This is a genomic window from Shewanella sp. BJSY2023SW005 (assembly GCF_047314585.1).
Taxonomy (GTDB): domain Bacteria; phylum Pseudomonadota; class Gammaproteobacteria; order Enterobacterales; family Shewanellaceae; genus Shewanella; species Shewanella algae.
On the sequence record NZ_JBKORJ010000060.1, the window covers coordinates 52456 to 74738 of the forward strand.

Annotated in this window: 15 protein-coding genes; 10 read left to right on the forward strand and 5 right to left on the reverse strand. The window is 53.3% G+C overall.

All coding sequences use genetic code 11. From position 1 onward, the window contains the following. Positions 1-124 precede the first annotated feature (124 nt). From ACMHXI_RS19000 to ACMHXI_RS19015, 4 genes are all read left to right on the forward strand, one after another. Positions 125-1411 (forward strand): NAD(P)/FAD-dependent oxidoreductase, encoded by a 1287-nt coding sequence (locus ACMHXI_RS19000; protein ID WP_044733905.1) that lies wholly within the window; start codon positions 125-127, stop codon positions 1409-1411. A 46-nt stretch (positions 1412-1457) separates the two neighbouring features. Beyond that, complete coding sequence (gene gabD, locus ACMHXI_RS19005) at positions 1458-2900, forward strand: NADP-dependent succinate-semialdehyde dehydrogenase (protein WP_044733906.1); 1443 nt, start codon at positions 1458-1460, stop codon at positions 2898-2900. Positions 2901-2947: 47 nt separating this feature from the next. Next, complete coding sequence (gabT, locus tag ACMHXI_RS19010) at positions 2948-4219, forward strand: 4-aminobutyrate--2-oxoglutarate transaminase (protein ID WP_044733907.1); 1272 nt, start codon at positions 2948-2950, stop codon at positions 4217-4219. 392 nt (positions 4220-4611) lie between these two features. Beyond that, on the forward strand, positions 4612-6732 hold the full coding sequence (locus tag ACMHXI_RS19015; RefSeq protein WP_044733908.1) for a methyl-accepting chemotaxis protein: 2121 nt from the start codon (positions 4612-4614) through the stop codon (positions 6730-6732). Positions 6733-6795: 63 nt separating this feature from the next. On the opposite strand, the gene ACMHXI_RS19020 is transcribed toward ACMHXI_RS19015, so the two are convergent. Beyond that, positions 6796-8106 (reverse strand): methyl-accepting chemotaxis protein, encoded by a 1311-nt coding sequence (locus ACMHXI_RS19020; protein ID WP_413735820.1) that lies wholly within the window; start codon positions 8104-8106, stop codon positions 6796-6798. Between the two features lie 586 nt (positions 8107-8692). Between ACMHXI_RS19020 and ACMHXI_RS19025 the strand changes: the two genes are divergently transcribed. Then, a complete protein-coding gene (locus ACMHXI_RS19025; protein WP_025009901.1) occupies positions 8693-9187 on the forward strand; it encodes a Dps family protein in 495 nt (164 codons plus the stop codon). Between the two features lie 228 nt (positions 9188-9415). Here the strand turns inward: ACMHXI_RS19025 and ACMHXI_RS19030 are convergent, their stop codons facing one another. Continuing rightward, entirely contained in the window at positions 9416-10876 is a 1461-nt protein-coding gene (locus tag ACMHXI_RS19030) for an aminoacyl-histidine dipeptidase (RefSeq protein WP_219002687.1), read from the reverse strand. Positions 10877-11087: 211 nt separating this feature from the next. On the opposite strand from ACMHXI_RS19030, the gene ACMHXI_RS19035 reads away from it, so the two are divergent. The 4 genes from ACMHXI_RS19035 to ACMHXI_RS19050 all read left to right on the forward strand — a co-directional run bounded on the left by ACMHXI_RS19035 (position 11088) and on the right by ACMHXI_RS19050 (position 17668). Further along, on the forward strand, positions 11088-12614 hold the full coding sequence (locus ACMHXI_RS19035; RefSeq protein WP_208140010.1) for a leucyl aminopeptidase family protein: 1527 nt from the start codon (positions 11088-11090) through the stop codon (positions 12612-12614). Positions 12615-13813: 1199 nt separating this feature from the next. Continuing rightward, positions 13814-15106, forward strand: coding sequence for an NCS2 family permease (locus ACMHXI_RS19040; protein WP_144218723.1), 1293 nt, complete (start codon positions 13814-13816; stop codon positions 15104-15106). A gap of 187 nt (positions 15107-15293) precedes the next feature. Continuing rightward, entirely contained in the window at positions 15294-16412 is a 1119-nt protein-coding gene (gene proB / locus ACMHXI_RS19045) for a glutamate 5-kinase (protein WP_413735826.1), read from the forward strand. Further along, positions 16409-17668 (forward strand): glutamate-5-semialdehyde dehydrogenase, encoded by a 1260-nt coding sequence (locus tag ACMHXI_RS19050; RefSeq protein ID WP_413735823.1) that lies wholly within the window; start codon positions 16409-16411, stop codon positions 17666-17668. The genes proB and ACMHXI_RS19050 overlap by 4 nt, the downstream gene beginning before the upstream one ends. Positions 17669-17751: 83 nt before the next feature. Here the strand turns inward: ACMHXI_RS19050 and ybaK are convergent, their stop codons facing one another. After that, a complete protein-coding gene (gene ybaK / locus ACMHXI_RS19055; protein ID WP_028780679.1) occupies positions 17752-18225 on the reverse strand; it encodes a Cys-tRNA(Pro) deacylase in 474 nt (157 codons plus the stop codon). A gap of 397 nt (positions 18226-18622) precedes the next feature. Next, a complete protein-coding gene (locus ACMHXI_RS19060) occupies positions 18623-18916 on the reverse strand; it encodes a DUF3144 domain-containing protein (RefSeq protein ID WP_025009906.1) in 294 nt (97 codons plus the stop codon). A gap of 859 nt (positions 18917-19775) precedes the next feature. Here ACMHXI_RS19060 and ACMHXI_RS19065 point away from each other — a divergent pair. Further along, a complete protein-coding gene (locus ACMHXI_RS19065) occupies positions 19776-20570 on the forward strand; it encodes a hypothetical protein (protein ID WP_208180906.1) in 795 nt (264 codons plus the stop codon). A 538-nt stretch (positions 20571-21108) separates the two neighbouring features. Here the strand turns inward: ACMHXI_RS19065 and ACMHXI_RS19070 are convergent. After that, positions 21109-22203, reverse strand: a complete 1095-nt coding sequence (locus ACMHXI_RS19070) for an ISAs1 family transposase (RefSeq protein ID WP_109248997.1) — start codon at positions 22201-22203, stop codon at positions 21109-21111. Positions 22204-22283 lie beyond the last annotated feature (80 nt).

The window sequence follows — 22283 nt, forward strand, 5'->3', positions numbered from 1 at the left end:
CTCACGTGTTTTAAATTTTGAACAAAATGTGTTTTATAATGCGTTTTCTACTGGTTTTAGTCGATTTAACTGTGTAGGATGACGCAAGTGTTAAAAATAACAAACATAAAAGGCTGGATTAACCATGACTGCCACTGCCCACACCTCCTCTTATTATGCCGATTCGGCCAATGACACCCGTGAACGCAACAGCTTAAGCGAGGTGCTGGAAACCGATGTCTGTGTGATTGGGGCCGGTTATACCGGGCTCAGCTCGGCGCTGCACCTGTTGGAGGCCGGTTTCAAGGTAGTGGTATTGGAAGCGGCCAGAGTAGGCTGGGGCGCTTCGGGCCGCAACGGTGGCCAGATAGTCAACAGCTACAGCCGCGATCTCGATGTGATAGAAAGCACTGTCGGTAAGGCGCAGGCCAAGCTCTTTGGCGAAATGGCCTTCGAGGGCGGCCGTATCATCCGCGAACGCATCGAAAAATACCAGATCGATTGTGACCTCAAAAACGGCGGGGTATTTGCCGCCATCAACCGCAAACAGATGGGGCATCTGCAGCAGCAAAAAGCCCTCTGGGAGCGATATGGTCACACAGACCAGCTGCAGCTGTTGGATGATGCCGGCATTCGCCAGGTGGTCAATACAGACCGTTATATCGGCGGCTTGCTGGACAAGAGTGGTGGCCATATCCATCCGCTGAACCTGGCGCTGGGTGAGGCGAGGGCAGTGGAATCTCTCGGTGGAAAAATTTTTGAGGACTCGGCCGTAGTACGTATCGACGAAGGGGAGTACCCTATAGTACATACCGCCAATGGCCAGGTTAAGGCCAGGTTTGTGGTGGTGGCAGGAAATGCCTATCTTGGCAAACTGCTGCCCCAACTTGCTGCCAAATCCATGCCTTGCGGTACCCAGGTTATCACGACAGAACCCTTGGGTGAAGAGTTGGCCCACAGTCTGTTGCCGCAGGACTACTGCGTCGAGGACTGTAACTATCTGCTGGATTATTTCCGCCTGTCGGCCGACAAACGCCTGATCTATGGTGGCGGTGTAGTGTACGGCGCCCGAGATCCGGAGAATATCAAAGCGATTATCCTGCCCAAGCTGCTCAAGACCTTCCCCCAATTGAAAGGGGTCCGTATCGACTACACCTGGACAGGCAACTTTCTGTTGACACTCTCCCGTTTGCCTCAGGTCGGCAGGATTGGCAGCAACATCTATTACTCCCAGGGCTGCAGTGGTCATGGGGTGACTTATACCCACCTGGCGGGCAAGTTGATTGCCGAGGTGCTGACCGGACAGGCGGAGCGTTTCGATGCCTTTGCCAGCCTGCCCCATTATCCATTTCCCGGCGGACATGCCCTGCGAGTCCCCTTTTCTGCGCTCGGCGCCTGGTATTACAGCCTGAGGGACAAACTGGGTATTTGATGCCTATCCGTACAAGGGCGCCCGGCGCCCATTTAAAGGAGTCGCAATGAAACTTAACCAGAGTGCGCTGCTGCGTGAACAAGCCTATATCGATGGCCAGTGGCTGGACGCAGACTCAGGCAAGAAGGTCAATATTTTCAACCCGGCCACCGGCGAGCGTATCGGCAGTGTGCCCGAGATGGGCGCATTTGAAACCCACAGAGCCATAGATGCCGCCGAGCGGGCTCTTCCGGCCTGGCGGGCGCTGACCGCCAAAGAGCGCAGCACCATTCTCAAACGCTGGTTCGAACTTATCAATCAACACGCCGATGACTTGGCGCTGCTGATGACCACAGAGCAGGGTAAGCCTCTGGCAGAAGCCCGCGGTGAGGTCACTTATGCCGCCTCCTTTATCGAGTGGTTTGCCGAAGAGGGCAAGCGGGTTTACGGCGATACTATCCCCGGGCATCAACAGGACAAGCGCCTGTTGGTGATCAAGCAACCCGTGGGCGTGACTGCGGCCATTACGCCCTGGAACTTCCCGGCGGCGATGATCACCCGTAAGGCGGGTCCTGCACTGGCGGCCGGTTGCACCATGATAGTCAAACCGGCGCCGCAGACCCCTTTTACCGCTCTGGCGCTGGCCTACCTGGCGATTGAAGCCGGCATTCCTCCCGGCGTCTTCAGCGTGATCACCGGCGATGCCAAGGCGATAGGCAATACCCTTTGCGACAGCGCCGTGGTGCGTAAGCTGTCTTTCACCGGCTCGACCGGCGTGGGCATCCATCTGATGCAGCAATGCGCCGCCACCCTGAAGAAACTGTCACTGGAGCTCGGTGGCAACGCGCCCTTTATCGTGTTTGACGATGCCGATCTGGACGCGGCGGTGGAAGGGGCAATGATCTCCAAATACCGCAATGCCGGCCAGACCTGCGTCTGCGCCAACCGCATCTATGTGCAGTCGTCCGTTTACGATGCCTTTAGCGAAAAGCTGGCCGCCAAAGTGGCCGAGCTCAAGGTAGGTGTCGGCACAGAGTCCGGCATTACCACAGGGCCGCTTATCGACAAGAATGCGGTGAAAAAGGTGCAGGCTCATCTTGAGGATGCCGTCTCCAAAGGCGCCAGGGTCAAGACAGGCGGCCGGGCGCTGGGCGGTAACTTCTTCGAGCCCACTATTTTGACCGAGGTGAATGGCAGCATGCGGGTCGCCAAAGAGGAAACCTTTGGCCCGCTGGCGCCGCTGTTCCGCTTCGACAGTGTCGATGAAGTGATCGCCATGGCCAACGATACCGAGTTCGGCTTGGCGGCCTATTTCTACGCCAGGGATATCTCCAGAGTCTGGAAAGTTGCCGAGGCGCTGGAATACGGAATGGTGGGGATCAATACCGGGCTTATCTCCAACGAAGTAGCGCCTTTTGGCGGCATCAAGGCTTCGGGGCTGGGACGGGAAGGCTCTAAATATGGCATAGAGGAATATCTGGAGATCAAGTATCTCTGCCTCTCGGTCTGATTAACCCATGTCCCGGCGGTGCCGGGACAACAACAGAGGATAGCAGGATGATAAGCAATGACTCTCTGATGGTGCGGCGCCAGGCCGCAGTGGCACCGGGTGTGGGACAGATACACCCTGTGTTTGTGGAACGGGCGGAAAATGCCCGGGTATGGGACGTCGAGGGCCGCGAATATCTGGACTTTGCCGGTGGCATAGCCGTGCTCAATACCGGGCACCTGCATCCCAGAGTCAAGCAGGCGGTTGCCCGCCAGTTGGAAGATTTCTCCCATACCTGTTTTATGGTGCTGGGCTATGAGAGTTATGTGGCCGTCTGCGAAAAACTCAACGCCCTGGTTCCCGGGGATTTCGCCAAGAAGTCGGCGCTGTTTACCAGTGGCTCGGAGGCAGTGGAAAATGCCCTTAAGGTCGCCAGGGCCTATACCAAACGCAGCGGCGTCATCGCCTTTACCTCAGGCTATCATGGCCGCACCATGGCAACGCTGGCGCTCACCGGCAAAGTGGCACCCTACAGTAAGGGCATGGGGCTGATGCAGGCCAACGTGTTTCGCGCCCAATATCCCTGCGCGCTGCATGGGGTGAGTGACGACGATGCGATGAAGTCCATCGAGCAGATTTTCAAGAATGATGCCGAACCGGCGGATATTGCCGCCATTATTCTCGAGCCGGTGCAGGGCGAGGGCGGCTTCTATGCCGCATCCCCCGAGTTTATGGCGCGGCTGCGTAAGCTGTGTGACAAGGAAGGGATAGTGCTGATTGCCGATGAGGTGCAGACGGGCGCCGGCCGTACCGGCACCTTCTTTGCCATGGAACAGATGGGTGTTGCCGCCGATATCACGACTTTTGCCAAGTCTATCGCCGGTGGTTTCCCGCTCTCCGGCATTACCGGCCGGGCCGAGATGATGGATGCCATAGGCCCCGGCGGTTTGGGAGGCACCTATGGCGGCAATCCGCTTGCCTGCGCCGCCGCCCTGGCGGTGATAGAAACCTTCGAGAAGGAACAGTTGCTGGCGCGGGCCAACCAGGTGGGCACTGTCATTAAAGAGGCGCTTGGCAAGCTGCAACAGGAGTACGACTTTATTGCCGATGTTCGCGGCCTCGGCGCCATGGTGGCCATGGAGTTGGTTGAAGACGGTGTACCCAAGCCCGAGTATTGCGCGCGAGTCCTTACTTTGGCGCGGGAGCGCGGTCTTATCCTGCTTTCCTGTGGCACTTATGGCAATGTGCTGCGTCTCTTGGTGCCTTTGACCGTCAGTGACAGGGATCTGCAGCAGGGGCTGGAGATTATTGCCGAGTGTTTCCGGCAAATGCGTAGTTGAGTCGGGAAGGATGATAGGGAAGCCCAGCGCTTCCCTTTTTTATGTCTGTGACCCATCCGGAATACAGTTGACACTTTCCAGACTTCTTTTGGGAGAGAGTAATGGTAACAAGTACCAAGCGAACTCAGTGGGGGCCCTTGCCTTTAATTGGCCCTTGCCTTTAATCGGCCGTTGTCGAGCAAGTGGAAAAGACGAAATGACTTATCGGCAAGCTCAGCAGCGCCAATGGCAGTGCAAGCCAGAGTGCCGCGAAGGCTTATTGGCACTTTCCTTGGTAAAATTAATCCATAAGTGCTAGTAGATTGAGACAGGGAGAGTCCATGGTGCTATCTTTGTAGCTGTTAACCTTTCATTTACAAGCGCATTGCGCCCGCCGCTATCAGGAGCCTTGGATGAAGCAACTCTCCATCGGAACCAAACTTCTCTGGATAACTTCGGCGCTGTTTCTCATAACAGTGGCCATTCTCTCCATCAGTCTCTGGTGGTCTCTGTCGGATCAAAACCAACGTCTGTCGGCAGAGGTGCAGCAGACGCTGGAGCTGGAGATCCGCGATAAGCTCGAGGCCAGTGCCGCCCAATACGGTGAGAAAGTCGCCGGTTTTATTGACGAGGCCTACCGCATTCCCTGGTCATTGGCGGGGATTCTGGAGCTGACCTCTGAGCGGGATCCCATGACCCGGGAAGAAGTGCAGACAACCGTCGAGGCGGTGCTCAGAAAGAACAGCCAGGTTTCCTCCATCTATGCCCAGTTTGAGCCCGATGGATACGACGGCCAGGATTGGCAGTATCAACAGCAAGCGAGCAAACACAGTGTGCCCGGCGCCGGGTCGCTGGAGATCTACTTTACCCGCAATAACGACGGCAGCATTGAGCAACACCAGGTGGACGATGCCGAGGAGAAGTATGTCGCCACGCTCAACGAGTTTGGCATTCGCGAGGCCGAGTGGTATCTGTGCGGTAAAGACACCCTCAAGCCCTGCCTGATGGAGCCCTACCTGTATGAGATAGCTCCGGGCAACAATGAGTTGATGACCTCCTTGACTGTACCGGCGCTGCGCGATGGCAAGTTTGCCGGTATTGTCGGGGTGGATGTCAACCTACCGGTATTTCAGAAACTGATCGATCAACTGTCGCAGTCGCTCTATCAGGGCAAGGCCAAGGTCACTCTGCTCAGCAGCAAGGGGCTGGTGGTGGCTGCCAGTCATTACAGCAAGAAGGCGCGGCCACTGGCCGAGTCTGTCGCCCCTGAGCTGGCCGCCAAAATGGTGGCCCTGTCCGGCGGCGAGGGCTTTATGTTGACGGACAATGACATAGTGGTCGCACACCGCATCGACATTCCTCTTTCCGGTAGTCGCTGGTCGCTGTTGATTGAAGTGCCCAAGGTGGACGCCTTCGCGCCTGTGGCCAAGCTCAGTGAAGAGATGACAGTGATGGCCACCGAATTGGGCAGCTTGTTGCTCGGGGTTGGCGTCTTGGTATCTGTGCTGGCGGTACTGGCCATAGCTTTGGTGATCCGCAGCATATTGGCACCGCTCAAGAGCATTCAATCCCGGGTTGAGAATCTGGCCAGTGCCGAAGGCGACCTGACCCAAAGCATTCAGGTGACTTCCCACGCCGAGCTTATCGCCCTTGGCGCCGGGGTAAACGCCTTTATTCTCAAACTCAGGGAGCTTATCCGTGAGCTGAAAATGCTTGCCGGACGCTCCCGTGATGAGGGCCAAACCACAGCAGAGATTGCCCGCCAGACACTGGACAGTGTCAATCGCCAATACAGCGAGATAGAGAGCGTGGTGGCCGCGGTCAACCAGATGAGCGCCACGGCCCATGAAGTGGCCAAGGCCTCCGAGCAGACGGCATCCGAAACCGAGTCCATGGCGGTCAATGTCCGCGACAGTGAAACCAGCCTCAACAAGGCGATGGATTACGTCAATACCATGTCCAGTGAGTCGATGCAGGCTAAGGCCGCCGTCGCCAAGGTGGCGGAGAGCAGCAATAACATCAGCAGCATTCTGGAAGTGATCAGCGCCATCGCCGAACAGACCAATCTGTTGGCGCTCAATGCCGCCATCGAAGCGGCCCGCGCCGGCGATCAGGGCCGAGGTTTCGCCGTGGTAGCGGATGAAGTGAGGGCGCTGGCTTCCAAGACCCAGAGCTCGACTCTGGATATTGGTCGTCTAATCGAGTCACTGCAGCAGGAAGTGGGCAGCGCCTCCAATATTATTGAACGCGGAGTGGAGCAGGCCAAAAACGCCGTGTCGCAAACAGAGCAGGCACTCAGTGCTCTGAATCTTATGGTCAGCCAACTGGATCAAATCTCGGCGCAGATCACCCATATTGCCACGGCGGCCGAGGAGCAAAGCGCTGTCACCGAAGAGGTGAACAAGAATATCACCGGCATCTCAGACTCGGCGGCCGAACTGGCGCGTCTGGCCGGTGAGGCGGAGCAGAGCAGTCAGACGCTGGCGCAGTTGGTGGACAGCCAAAACGATCAATTGGATAGACTCAAGACCTAAGCAAACAAAAAGAACCCAGCCTCGGCTGGGTTCTTTTCTAGAGGAGCGAAAGAAGCCTTCGGATCAATGCCCGTGATGTTCATCGGACAGGGACGCGACGGTATCGACCACATTGCGGGCTCCGTCGAGAATCGCGCCCATTACGTCTGCGACTTCCTGCAGCTGGGTCTTACCCTGGTTGGCCGCCTCGGCCACCGCCGCCATTTCCCGGGTGGCCTTGTCGGTGAGCTGACCATTTTGACTGACGACAGAGCCTATCTCCTTGGTGGACTCACTGGTGCGGGCCGCCAGTTGTCTGACTTCATCAGCGACGACGGCAAACCCCCGTCCTTGCTCACCGGCGCGGGCCGCTTCAATCGCCGCATTGAGCGCCAACAGGTTGGTCTGCTCTGCAATGACGCTGATGGTCGAGACTATCGCCTGGATATTGCGTGACTGCTCATTGAGCTGAGCTATCGCCTCTGAGGCCTGCTGCACCTGAGACGCTATGCTGTTGGAGGTGGCGGTTACCCTGTCCAGCCTGTCTATCGCCTGCTCAACTGTGGCACCGGTATTCAGCGCCGTGCTGTGGGCTATTTCGGCCGCTTCTTTAATCGCCTGGGACTTTTCTATCCTGGCGGTGATATCACTGGCAAACTTAATCACCTTGATCACCTTACCGGCGGGATTGCGTATAGGGTTATAGCTGGCCTCAAGCCAGACGGTTTGCCCCAGTTTATTGAAGCGTTTAAACAGCCCGGACTTGAACTGGCCCTTATTGAGCTCTTCCCAAAAATGGGGGTGTTCCCGGTAGAAGGCCTCGTCACAAAACAGCTTGTGGTGTTGCCCCTTCAGTTCGGCCCGGGTATAGCCCATGACGTCGAGAAAATTGGCGTTGGCTTCAATGATATTACCTTTGGGATCAAACTCGATAATCGCCTGGGAGTTATCCAGGGCGTTGGCCACGGCTTTTTGAGTGTCGGTTTCCATTTGGCTGTTGGTGACATCGGCGGCAATCTTCATGACGCGGGTGACTTTACCCTGCTCAAACACGGGGAAATAGGTGGCCTGCAAATAAATGCTGCTGCCATCTGCGTGGCGACGTTCAAACACCCCGGCAGCGGCTTTTCCTTGCCTGAGCTGTTCCCAAAAACTGCGGTACTGGGTTGAGGCGGCATAATCGGCCTGACACAAGGTTTTGTGTGGCATGCCTTTAAGCTTCTCATGCTCCAGGCCAAACAACTCGGCAAACAGGCGATTGGCTTCTATCACAGTGCCGTCGGGCGTGAATACCACACAGGCAAGCGATTGCTCTATGGCTTCTGTTGCCAGTTGCTTGGACAGCTGCAATTGACATTGTGCCAGTGCTTGTTTGGACGATTTATTAAAAAACATAAAACAGATCCCCACTTGTTAGGTTTAGTCGGCAGCTTGCTGTCGGCTCGTATTCTGAGGCGAGAATCCATTTCGCAGTTGTCATTCCGGATGCAGGGCTGCAGCTTTAACTTATTATAGCTTCAGTGAAAGGTAGCATAAGCGTGGCAGAGTAAAAGGTGTGGATGAAGCCAAAGTTACTCCTGTGCAGAGGCGCTCAAGGAATAAGACTCGCCGACAGGCTATCAGCTTTTAATGAACATAAGATGTCAAGCTGCGGAAAAGTGATCGCGAGTTTCTCTGAATATAAGCTCTGGCCGGCAAAGAGGGGCCCGGATTGCCTTGTCTGGCTTCTATTGGGAACTTGGCAAATCGGTTACAAGGGGTTATCGCAAGGGACATGTATGTTTGATTATGAAAATCAATCGGTTAAAAAGCTGTTTTCCTGCTTGATAAAGAGAACTCCTTTGGGCTTTGGGCCGCTACAGTTTAGTAAGTTGTGACATTTATCACAGTTTGCCCGGGCATAAGATCCCACTCTGTTATGGCTATTTTATCTTTAGTCGCCATTGAGCGCGGCTATCGCCAACAAGCAAAAGGAGTGTATATGGCAACCAAGAAAGTCAAGGCACCCACCATAGATATAGGTATCTCTGATGCGGATCGTAAAAAAATTGTCGCGGGGCTTTCTGCGCTGCTGGCCGACAGTTATACCCTGTATCTGATGACCCATAATTTCCATTGGAACGTCAAAGGCCCGCAATTCAACAGCCTGCATCTGATGTTTATGGAGCAATACACAGAGCAGTGGAATGCGCTGGATGAAATTGCCGAGCGGATCCGCGCCCTGGGGTATCCGGCGCCGGGGACTTATAAGGAGTTTGTGCGCCTGGCATCCATCAAGGAAGTGGAAGGTGTGCCCTCTGCCAATGAGATGATATTGCACCTGGTCGAAGCCCAGGAGGCCACGGCCCGCACCGCCAGAGCCCTGTTCCCCGTTATCGACAAGGCCAATGACCAGCCGAGCGCCGATCTGCTGACCCGCAGACTGGAAGTTCACGAAAAGACTGCCTGGATGCTGCGTAGCTTGCTGGAGGAATAGCCTAAACGCTAGGCACTACGCATCAAAAAGCCGCCCCGGAGTGCTCCAGGGGCGGCTTTTTTACTCTTGCTAACTTGAAGTGGCAGCTGTGTTGGCAATCTTCGCTCATCCCAATCACATAGTTTGCCCATGTTGATGGGGAGCTACTCTTGCCGCCTTTGCCGCCTTGCCGCCACGCCAAGTCGTTTGGCGCTATTTACTCAAAGCTTAAGTACCTTTATTAAGGTATCAGGCCTTTTCTGGAATACGTTCCAGTACAGCCAACAGCAGCTGCCAATATTGGCCCACTGTGGTGATATTCACCATTTCATCCGGGCTGTGAGGGAAACGTATGGTGGGGCCGATAGACACCATATCCATGGCCGGATAGGGCTCCTTGAACAGGCCACATTCCAAACCGGCATGGATCACCATGATCACCGGTTCTTTATGGTAGATGTCCTGATAGGTGTCGCGCACAATCGCCATCACAGGAGACTGGCTGTCTGGCTTCCAGCCTGGGTAGGCGCCGGAAAGGTCGATTTCGGCACCGGCCAGGTTGGCCAGGGCGATCAGCATGCCCTCAATCTGGCTACGGCCAGAGTCAATCAAGGAGCGGATCAGGCACAGGAGTTTGACATCCTGCTCGCTGGTATTGATCACCCCGAGGTTGAGTGAGGTCTCGGTCACGCCTTCAATCTCGTCACTCATCCGCATGACACCATTGGGGCAGGCATGCAGCAGATCGATAAGGGTGTTCTGACTCTGCTCGCTCATCACCTTGGCAGGCAACGGCACTTCGGTGAGAGTCAGGCAAGCGGCCGGATCGGCAACCGCCAGCTCTTCTCTAAGCAGTGCCTGGAAAGCCGCGGCGGCTTCGCTCAAAGCTGTGGCTTGTTCGGCCGGTACCAGAATAGTGGCACTGGCTTCACGGGGAATGGCGTTACGCAGCGAGCCGCCGTTGAATTCGGCCAGTTCCAGCTGCAGGCTTTCGCTGTGTTCAAACAGAAAACGGGCCAGCAGCTTGTTGGCATTACCGCGTCCCAGGTGAATGTTCACCCCTGAGTGGCCACCCTTTAGCCCGGAGAGTGTCAGGTTGAATGCCTGGAAACCATCGCCTGTGGCTTCCCAGACCATGGGCAGGGTGATCTCGGCATCCACGCCACCGGCGCAGCCCATGTAGATCTCGCCTTCCTGCTCGGAATCTGTGTTGATCAGGATTTCACCGCGAAGCATACCGGCTTCCAGGCCAAAGGCTCCTGTCATACCCGCTTCTTCATCTATGGTCAGCAGCACTTCCAGTGGCCCGTGGGGAATATCGTCACTGCCGAGAATTGCCAGCGCCGATGCCATGCCTATGCCGTTATCGGCACCCAGAGTCGTGCCCTGGGCCTTGACCCAGTCGCCGTCAATCCAGGGCTGGATCGGATCTTTGACGAAGTCATGCTCTTTATCGGCATTTTTCTGCGGCACCATATCGATATGGGCCTGGATCACCACGGGTTTGCGGTTTTCCATCCCGGGAGTGGCATCTTTGCGAATAATCAGGTTACCGACTTTATCTTCGATAACCTCAAGCTGACGGTCTTTGGCCCAGCTCTGAATATATTGGCTAAGCGCGGCTTCATGTTTGGATGGGTGAGGAATGGCACAGATTTGTTCAAACCACTGCCATAGAGGCTGAGGTTGCAATTGGCTGAGACTGGACACAGCAAACTCCTGATCTTTTCGTCTGGTTGGCGGGCTTGGACCGGGCCAAGCGCGAGTTGTCATCAGTCTACCACAGAGCGACGTAAGGGCGCAGAACCCAGTTGGGACAATTGTTTATTTGTGGCAGCGAAACTTGCCAGCCAGATATTGGTAATCCGGCGCCGGAAAGGGAATAATGCTGGGCGCCAATAAAAAATAATTAGGATGGGTCATGGTTGAATTTATTGATGTTACTGACCAGGATGCAATTTTCAGTGAGGCAGACTGGGATGCATTGCTGGTGGTCAGCGCCGATGTGACGGCGTGTCCAATCGAAGAGGTGGCGATACTGGCCTCCCATGGGGCTCAAGTTGACAAACGGGTGGGCAAGAGCCCAACCCTGTTGTTTGCTCCTGGGCTTGCCGGTGGCCGCTTGATTATCGCCCCGGTCGCGCCGCTTGGCGATTATGACGATGTGCGCGCCTTTGCCAATGCCGCCCGTGCCGGTATCGCCATCGCCCGTGACGCCGGAGCCAAAAGGCCGCTATTGTGGGTTGATAAGCCTGCATCCTTAGGTGATGAATACGCCAAGGCAGATATGGTTGCGGCGCTGGCAACGGCGCAGGAGCTATGGCAGCCATTGGAAGCCCGTGAGGCGGGCGCCGCCCTTGACAGCATAGAAGCCATAGGGGTGATGAACGGCGCAGATGCCGGCATGCTCAATGCCATTGAAGCCGGCCGCACCCTTGCCAGAGATCTTTGTGGCACTGAGCCCGAGCGCATGGGCGCCCCTGCCTTTGCCGATTACTGCCTCAACGCCTTCAAAGATTCAGGGCTGTCGCTGCAGGTCGTGGAAGACAGAGACATTCTCGAGCGGGACTATCCCTTGCTGAGCGCTGTGGCGCGGGCCTCTTTTGCCGTGGCCAGACATCAGCCCAGAGTCGTTAAATTGGAGTACCGCGGCGAAGGTGAAATCCAGCACAACTATTTCTTTGCCGGCAAGGGCGTGGTGTATGACACAGGCGGCGCCGATCTGAAAGTGGGCGGCGCCATGGCCGGTATGAGCCGCGACAAGGGCGGCGCGGCTGCCGTGGCCGGTTTGATGAAGACCTTGTCATTACTCAAGCCCAAAGGCATTCGTGTGGTGGCCGAATTGGGGCTGGTACGCAACAGTATAGGCAGCGAAGCCTTTGTCACGGACGAAATCATCACAGCCCATTCGGGTGTCAGGGTCAGGATTGGCAATACCGATGCCGAAGGACGTTTGGTGCTGGCCGACTTGCTGTCCCATCTGCGTTTAAAGGCGCAGGGCAGTGCGGCGCCCGAGCTATTCTCTGTGGCAACCCTGACCGGCCATGTGGTGCGAGCGTATGGAGCTTACAGTGCGGTAGTGGCCAACGCCGTTGCCGAGCAACAGGCATTACCCAAGCGGTTGCAAGCCAGCGCCGAGCGTTACGGTGAAGGGCTGGAGCTGTCCCGTTTGCGTAAGGAAGATTTTGCCAAGGTGCGTGATGTTTCCGGCGCCTCTGAGCTACTTTCTTCCAATAATGCGCCCTCATCGGTTACCGCCAGAGGACACCAGTATCCGGCGGCCTTCCTGCTAAAGGCTTCCGGATTGGCGCAACACGGGGTAAAAGACGCTCAGCCCATGGCCTATAGTCATCTGGATATCGCCGGCAGTGCCACAGAAGGTGATCCCCTCTATGGCAAACCTACGGCGGCGCCGCTGCTTGGGTTGTTTGCCTATATGACTGAGTAAGTCCTCAACGCCTCCCGGCCGATGTCGTCGGCCGGGTTATCCCTGCACTCTGTCCGTTGGCTTTTCTTCACTTGGCGACCGCTATGTTGGTATTCCATAGCCCCGATATTTGCTGGACGTCATCTCACCCAAGCTATCCACTGCGAGTGATTGGATCTCGCCCCTGCTTTAAGTTGTCATTTGGCACGATATCTGAAAACAACAGAAAACTTTCAGACGGATTTTTACCCAGCCCTTGGATGGGGTGATCCAATTCACCTTAACTGGTCCTACCTCTTTGAGATCACGCTTTTACCCCCGCCGGGAGACTAACATTTGGACTGTAACTGACAGCTAATTACAGTGTTAGATTTTACTTAATTGGAATGAGGTTGGCCTGATTGGCTTTTGATTTATTTATTTAAAATCAAATGGTAATGAGTGTTCTCTTACTATGTTTCGAGATGTATCATTAGGTGCGGTGGGTAAATCCTGTGTAACTTTTATGTAATTGCCTTACAGTTTTAGGTGTATTTTAAATTTTTAGCCTTAATACTTGTAATAAAATTACAGGTGGCTATAATAGCTCTCGTTGGTTAGGCAAGCGCCTTCCACCTCTAGTCAATCCAGGATGGATAACTATCTCCAAGGAAATGAGTGACAAGTTGTCTCCACGGATATGAGAACCTCTAGTTCCAGGGAACCGAGCCAAGCTTCACTAGAGTATTTATTTCACAACTTTGTTAGGAGTATCGGCTATGTCTTACACAGGCAAAAACAACGTAGTTTATTGGAGCAACACCTGGTTTGATTGTCAGGTTTTGCGCGGCGGCATGTTCGCCATGAGTTTCAAGGGCTGACTACCCCTTTAAGTAGTTCCATCATCCATCAACCTTTGTTCACCACTCTGTGGTGTATTTAGACTCAAGTCGCAATAGAAGTTTTGCTTCTGTTGCCAGGTGTTACCCGCTAGCGCGGTAGACTCTTTCCCTTTTGGGTGCTTGATACATGTCTTGGCCTGCTCTTTGAGCAGGCTTTTTTTTGTCCGCAGCAAAATGTGAATAAATTGTGAGCTGGTGGGCATTTAATGGATACCACAGGTAGCCTCCATGCTCTGGTGCTGGTCTGATCAGGTCAAACTCCCTATAATCTGCCGCCGATGACCTCGTTAAAGAAGTGTCACAAACCTCCCTACACTCAAACTCAAGGAACCTGGTTCCATGTTGGAAAAACTGTTCAAGTTAAAGCAAAACAAAACCTCTCTGAAGCAGGAAGCCGTGGCGGGTCTGACCACCTTTCTGACCATGGCTTACATCATCTTTGTTAACCCCTCTATGCTGGCCGATGCCGGTATGGATCAAGGCGCTGTCTTTGTGGCGACCTGTGTCGCGGCGGCGATAGGTTGTCTGGTCATGGGGCTGCTGGCCAATTATCCCATAGCCCTGGCGCCGGGAATGGGCCTCAACGCCTTTTTTACCTACACAGTTGTGGGGGAAATGGGCTATAGCTGGGAAACCGCGCTCGGCGCAGTATTCCTCTCCGGGATCTGCTTTATGATCCTCTCCCTGGTGCGAATTCGGGAATGGGTGGTCAACTCCATTCCCATGTCGCTGCGCCTTGGCATAGCCGCAGGTATCGGCTTGTTTTTGGCGCTCATCGGTCTCAAGAGTGCCGGCATAGTGGTTGCCAACCCGGCAACACTCGTAGGTATGGGCGATATCACCGCATTTCCGGCGCTGATGTCGGTACTGGGGTTCTTCCTGATCATCGCTTTTGTTCAGCGTGGTTATAAGGCGGCAGTGATCCTCAGCATTCTGGTCATCACAATGTTGGGGCTGGCCTTTGGTGATGTGCAATATAGTGGCCTGGTATCCATGCCGCCTTCCATAGCGCCCACCTTTATGAAGATGGATCTCTCCGGCATGCTGGAGATCAGCATGATTTCCGTGGTGTTTGCCTTTTTGTTTGTGGACTTGTTCGATACCTCGGGCACCTTGGTAGCCGTGGCCCATCGTGGTGGTTTTCTGGATGATAAGGGCCGCCTGCCAAGACTCAATCGTGCCCTGACCGCCGACAGCGCTGCCACTATTGCCGGGGCCATGCTGGGTACCTCGACTACCACAAGTTATGTCGAGAGCACCTCAGGCGTTAGTGCCGGTGGCCGTACCGGCTTGACCGCCGTCGTGGTCGGGCTGCTGTTTTTGGCCTCGCTCTTTATCTCGCCGCTGGCTGGTATGGTGCCGGCCTATGCTACCGCGGGCACCCTCTTCTATGTGGCGATTCTGATGATGTCTGGTTTGGTGCATGTAGAGTGGGAAGATTTGACCGAGGCTGCCCCTGTGGTGGTGGTCTGCCTGTTGATGCCATTAACCTTCTCAATTGCCACTGGGATCGCCTTTGGCTTTATCGCCTATGCGGCGATTAAACTTCTCTGCGGCCGTTTTCGCGATCTCAACGCCGGGGTTGTGGCACTGGCGCTGCTGTTTATTCTCAAGTTTGCCTACGGGAGCTAAAGGTAAAACGCGAGCAAGTGCTTTATAAACCGTATTTATTTTGAGGGTCATACTTTGTATGGCCCTTTTTGTATGAGATACCGCAATAAATAACGATTTTATCCATTTGAAGGCCTACTGCCGCTAGGAATCAGGCGACGGATTGGGTATAAGATTTATCCCCGACTTTTTTAAGCAAATACAAGTGATGAACTTGAGTGACACACGCTACCGCCGGGTAGTGGTAAAACTGGGTACCAGTGTACTTACCTCCGGCAGCAAGCGCCTGGACAAGGCCCATATGGTCGAGCTGGCCAGGCAGATGGCGACCCTGATGCGCGCCGGTATCGAAGTGGTTTTGTGTACCTCCGGCGCCATTGCCGCCGGGCGTGAGCATCTGATGTATCCGGAGTTGCCGGATACCATGGCCAACAAACAGTTGCTGGCGGCCGTGGGCCAGAGCCAGTTGATTCTGGCCTGGGCGCAGTTGTTCAGTATTTATGGTCTGCACGTGGGGCAGTTGCTGCTTACCCGGGCGGATCTGCACGATCGCGAGCGCTATCTCAACGCCAGAGATACCCTGAATGCGCTGCTGAAACAGAATATTATCCCCATCATCAATGAAAACGATGCCGTTGCCACCAATGAGATCAAGGTAGGGGACAACGACAACCTGTCCGCCCGGGCGGCGCTTTTGTGCGATGCCGACTTGCTGATCCTGCTGACAGACCAAAAAGGCTTGTTCGATGCCGATCCGCGCCATAATCCCAATGCTCATCTTATCAGCGAAGTGGCCAATATCGACGACAGCCTGCGGCAACTGGCCGGCGGCTCGGTTTCCGGTTTGGGTATCGGCGGCATGGCAACCAAGCTGGAGGCGGCCGACATAGCTCGCCGCGCCGGTATTGAGGTGGTTATTGCTTCGGGTCATCATCCGGATGCCATCGAAAAAATCGCTGCCGGCGAGTCAGTGGGGACTCACTTCTGCGCCATCGAAACCCCGCTGGAGAGCCGCAAACAGTGGATCCTTGCCGGGCCCAAGGCCAAGGGGAAACTGACCTTGGATGAAGGCGCGGTGCGAGCGGTAACCGAAAAGGGCCGCAGTCTGCTGTCCAAGGGGATTATCGCCGTCGAGGGCGAGTTTGAACGGGGCGCCACAGTGCAACTCTTGGATCCCAATGGCCGTAAACTGGCGCGGGGGATCTGCCGCTACAGCGCCGTGGCCCTCAAACGTATTGCGGGCCAGCATTCAGATAACATTGAATCCTTGCTGGGCTATGACTATGGTGATGCAATAGTGCACCGCAACGACATGGTGGTTTTATGACAGCTGAATATCTGCAACAACTGGGGCAAAGGGCCAAGGAAGCCAGTTTTGCCCTGGCCAATCTTTCCGGCAGTGACAAGCAGCAACTGCTGCATAATATCGTTGCCGCTCTCAAGGCCGATGAAGCGGCAATCCTCGCGGCCAATGAGCAGGATGTAGCCGCGGCTAAAGAGGCTGGCCTCAACGCGGCCATGATAGACAGGCTGCTGCTGGATAAGCCGCGCCTGGCTGGAGTCATAGCCGATATCGACAATGTGATTGCCCTTGCCGATCCCATTGGCCGCGAGTATGACAGCCGGATACTGGATAACGGCTTGCGCCTGTGTCGGCGCGCCGTGCCACTGGGGGTGATAGGCGTTATCTATGAGGCCAGGCCCAATGTGACTGTGGATATTGCCGTGCTGGCCCTTAAAACCGGCAACGCGGTGATCCTCCGTGGCGGCAAGGAAACCCTGAAATCCAACCAAGCGCTGGCCAAGGCCATTCGCCAGGGCGTTAAAGCCAGTGGCTTGCCGGAAGATGCGGTGCAGCTTATCGACAACCCGGATCGCACCCTGGTTACCGGGCTGCTGAAACTGGATCAATATGTGGACATGATAGTGCCCCGAGGCGGCGACAAGCTGCAGCGGCTCTGCGCCGAACAGGCGACTATTCCGGTTATTCTCGGTGGTATCGGTATCTGCCATCTCTATCTGGATAAGGCGGCCGATCTGGAGAAGGCCATTCCTGTCATTCTCAACGCCAAGGTGCAGCGCCCAACCGTATGTAACGCCCTGGATACCCTGTTGGTGCATAAGCAGATAGCCAAGGAGGCATTGCCCAAGGTGGCCAAGGCCTTAGTCGATGCCGGAGTTAAGCTGGTAGGTTGCCCCGAGACTGTGGCTATTCTTGGATCCGAGCAAGTGGCCGCCGCCAGCGAGGATAGCTTTGCTACCGAGTGGTTATCCCTCAATCTGGGGATCCGGGTAGTCGATGATATCCAGCAGGCCATAGGTCATATTCGCCGTTATTCCAGCGGTCACTCCGAGGCTATCCTCACGGATGATATCAATGCCGCTACCGAGTTTATGAACCAGGTGAATTCGGCGGCGGTTTACCTCAATGCCAGCACCCGTTTCACCGATGGTGGCCAGTTCGGCCTGGGCGCCGAGGTGGCTGTCAGTACTCAGAAACTGCATGCCAGAGGCCCCATGGGGCTGGAAGCACTGACCACCTACAAGTGGTTGGGTGTCGGTGATTACACCGCCAGAAGTTAGTGTTTACTTCTTGTAAAAGTATTCAGAGCATCGTATAACCCAAGCCCCGCAGTTGCGGGGCTTTTGCTTTGGCCGCTTACGATTCAGCTCTTGATAGCCGCAAAACTGCCGCGGCAGAGCTTGGCCAAGTCCTCTGCGGCAAGACAGATCTCCAGTCCGCGGCGACCGGCGCTGACATAGATGCTGTCAAACTCCTGGGCGCTGGCGTCTATTACTGTAGGTAACTGCTTTTTCTGCCCCAGAGGGCTGATGCCGCCCACCAGGTAGCCGGATGAACGCTGCGCCAACTGCGGATTGGCCATCACCAACTTCTTGGCCTTAATCGCCTTGGCAACGCATTTCAAGCTGAGTTGATGATTCACTGGCACCAGGGCCACCGCCAGTGGCGGTGACTTTTCATCGCTGCTGACTAGCAGAGTCTTGAATACCCGGTTGGGATCCAGTCCAAGTGCACTGGCGGCCTCTTCTCCGTAGGAAGGGGCATTCTTGTCATGGTGATATTCGTGAACGGTAAAAGAGATCCCCGCCTTGGTGGCGAGATCGATTGCGGGTGTCACAAGTGTCTCCTTAGGTGATGGCGTGAGTAGTGTTTAGTATCGCGTTTTAATCCGGATATCTGTTGCGCCAAAACCTGTCTAACTATAAAAACAGGTGTCATAGCATAAGCTTCAAGCCTTTCTGGGTCGAGACAGCGGGTCACTCTTTTAAGACTCAGTTTAAGAGCAAGACCACAAAGCGGCACAAAAGCTTAAGTATTAACTCAGACAATAGCTTAGAAAATAGCCAAAAAAAATAGCTCAGACAATAGCCTAGATATCGGTGGCGATTCAATCTGAATTCGGGGCTAATCAAAGGATGGCAAAATCGGTAGGCCAGGGAAGGGCTTTAAACATGAGTTAAGCCAAAATAAAACGCCCGGCATCAGGCCGGGCATTTTGAAATACTATGGCGGCCTTACTTCTGCGTTGCGCGGTAGTGGTCGAAATTCTCGATATAGTCGTCCATAGAGCCTTCAAGCATCTCCTTGTAGCGCTCCATATAGTAATCCATCATCTCTTGCTTCTTCGACTGCATCTGCTCCTTGGTGGCAAAACCGGTAGAGCCGAACCAGGCATTGTAGCGAGCCAGGGCATACATGAAGGAGGCACTGACTTCACCGGTTTGGACTTCAGTATTCTGGTTCTGTTTGTTGGCCAACTCGATGAGCTCACTGGCACGCTGAAAAAACGCCTTATCTGTATCAGACATCTGAGATTCCTGTTTAAAGTCGAGAGCTTGCCTCTCGTTATTAGGGTTAGCTTACCCTAGAGTGTTTTGCTGCAAACTGCTGTAATCCGCCTCACATTCCTGATTGCTAAAGCTCAACAAGCATGAGCTGAATCGCAAAGAGAGCAACTATCTTCCCAAATAGCCAATCATTTCGGCGCCGGCAGTTAAAACAGTATTTTATCGCTTTTACCTAATTTCTCCCTATTGGCGATTGTTTCACTTATCTAACCTGGTTATTGTAGATACAATTCAACTGCTTATGTTAAGCTTTTTCTTAACTGCAGTGGATATGACACTCAGTGTAGTAGGCCATAATAGGAAATATTGGCCTGACATAGTTCCCCGGCCGTGGGGTATCTTCAGGGACGAAGTCAGTTTCGTATCCGTGCGGTAGCTATGCCTACAGCAAAATGCTCCGCAAAAGCGCACCTGTTATCGATGGTTTGCGCGTTAATCTGTTGGCGGAATTAAAAATGTCAATAAAGCCAAGTGTATAGTGTTTTCTGGTAGATGGCAGATTTGGAAACTGTAGTGGCAAAAGAGCCTTTCGGTGAGGTTGAGTCAATGAAGTTTCCGAACAATATACTTCAGTTCACTGGAACCAACAGAAGCTAACAAGCGCATGCTGTCGAAAAATTAAGACGCCTGTTGTGGTCTATTTTTCACTAGGAATCTCTGAAGTTCTTTTAACGTCTGCTCCTTGCCAGCTTACTGTTGGGAGTACTTTTTTCGGTGCAACGGTAGCTAGCTTCAGAAATTAAATAACCATCCTTCGCTACGATAAGTAATCGTATCTATTTTAATACATAGAATTTTATATTTTAACCAAGGGTTAACATTGAAGACGACTATTGAAACATCGCACTCTGAAATTATCTTTAATATTGAAGTTGATGACCTCGACTCTTTTGAACGTTTAAATGCGCTGGCCGATGTGTATCTTGATCTGAGTTATCAGATTGATGAGAAGCTCTCGGAACATGGTGTCAGTGTGGAATTCCACACGCTGTTCTATTCCATTAATGTTATGACCCCGGAAGGCCAGGTGGAGGAAGAGGAGGTGTTCGCTAAGTTTGTGGGTAACTCAACCCTGGAAGCGAAAGCGGCTACCTTTATCAGCAACGTTAATATCTGGTGTCGAACCCGTGACGACGACAGAATCTGGCAGGATGATGAAAATCCGCTGGCCGAGAACGCTGCTTATGTTTTGTGTATGCAGGATCTGAAATACATCCCGTTATATGTTGAGCTATTACTGCTGAACGATCTGGATCATGAGGTGTACCAGAATGATCATATCGAAGCCTTGATCGAAAAACACGGCATTTGTAAGCCTATGCTGACGCTGCTGGCGCATCGGGCAGGTGGCGCAGGTGGTCAGTGGGGGTCACTGCAGGTCGAAGCACACCAAGATGTGTTGCTGGATTATTTTGCTGAATATCCGCAACATCTTAAGTTATTTCTGGAAACCGGGGTTAAGTCCGTATACGATCAGTACATGGGTGGTGAGTTGTGGTTTGCAGCGATTCGTTTTTATGCGGATTTTATTGCCGATGAGAATGAGCGTGAAGATTGGTTAAGTCAGCAGGAACAAACCGCCTGGATTTATTTTAACAGTATTGATTTTGACTAATTGGAATAAAAGTCCTTAAAAATATAAAATAATTTCGCGTGGTTAACCTTTTTAAGGTGGTTCTTATGCCACGCCATTGTCGCTTCTTCGTTCTATTCCTAATGCTCCAGATTGCAGTGTTAAATAGATAAAAGAGTCGATACCTGAAACCAAAGATCTCCGGTATGGTTACTCTGGCAATTGAGTTTTGGCGAGTAAGTATCAGCGATTTAATTAGTATTATCTTGAATAGTAAGGATCGCGGATGTTAATGCAGTCTTCATCGGGAACTGTCTCATAGATAACGCAATACTGGAGTGCTTTCAAAAACTCAGCCAAAATCTGTGGTCGCTTTTTGTAATTAAGACCAAGCCGATAAAAGTGTGTTAGCTGTAGATATGTTGGTTTTCTCTAATTCTTTTCCAGTTTTTGTAAGGAAGTGCAACAAACAGGGTGATTCTGGTTTTACCAATCCACGAAAAAACACTGAGGTCGACACCTGTATAAGGAATTATTATGTCTATGCTTATACAGGGCGGGATTCCACTTTGCTTATATCTTAACCAAATAACAACTCTGAGCGAAATGTAGGACTCCAACCAGCACGGCGGCGCTTACCTGCCAGACTGTCTTTTTTGCCTTGGTGCTGCCTTATCGCACTCAGAGCCGCTCGGTTAAATAGGGCGAGATGCTTTGCGCCATCAGGATCCGTTACCTTCAGCGCATCTTCGCGGAAGACCACATCCAGCACCCAATGGAGCTGATTTTCTACCCCCCAATGCTCTCGAATAGTCCTCGCGGCCTCTTCGGCATTGAGCGGTAAGGAACTGACATACCAGCGTGAAGAACATGATGTTATTCCATCGACTGTCCGTTCACTGGCAACTTCGATAAATGAGGTGATGTGCGGCCACTTTTTCTTAAGTTCCGCTGATAATTCTGCTTCTATCTGCATGACTGTTCGGCGCTCCCTGCGGCCATGACCCATGTTGAACTGCTCAAATATAGCCAGTTCTGGCTGCTCATACGCTTTACTGAAGCTGGTTTTGACTGCTTCAAATAATCCCGGCTGGTTCGACTTGAGCTGAATAATGAAATCACCGTTCCCCTGTTTAATTTTGTTCATGGTAGACACCTGACAATGCAGTGCATCCAGCGTCAGAACGGCATTATCCAGTGCCATAGCATCAATCATGTTGCGGGCGACTTCAGCTTCTTTCCCTTTAGAATGTGAACTGTCTTGGTAAAGTGTAATGCCGTTGCCGACATCAAATGCGCTGACAACATGGAGTGCATTCTTAGCATCCTCACTCCACGCCCCGCGCAGGGTTTTTCCATCCAGCGCGATAACGGTTTTCCCTTCCGTTTGCCGTTGCTCATTGATCCAGCCAAATATGGCTTGAAGGAGCAGTTCGCTGTCCAATGCTTTGATTATATTACTGATACAATGCCTTTTAGGGATGCCATTTTCAAATTTTCGGTACAGACGGAGCCAATCTAGCTGTTCTTCTCCGAATTCCTGAATGGACTTCCACCCAGTCGCACCGCTGAGGATAGCACTGAGTGTCAGGAACACCACATCCACTAAATTATGCTTTAGATTGATGTCCTTACGGGGATCGGTAATCTGTTCTAGTTGTTTCAAAAGGGTCATGGTCATCTGTGGATTAAGGGCAAGGCAGATCAGATCATGACCAACCGTAAAAGTTCAATTTAAAGTGGGATCCCGCCCTG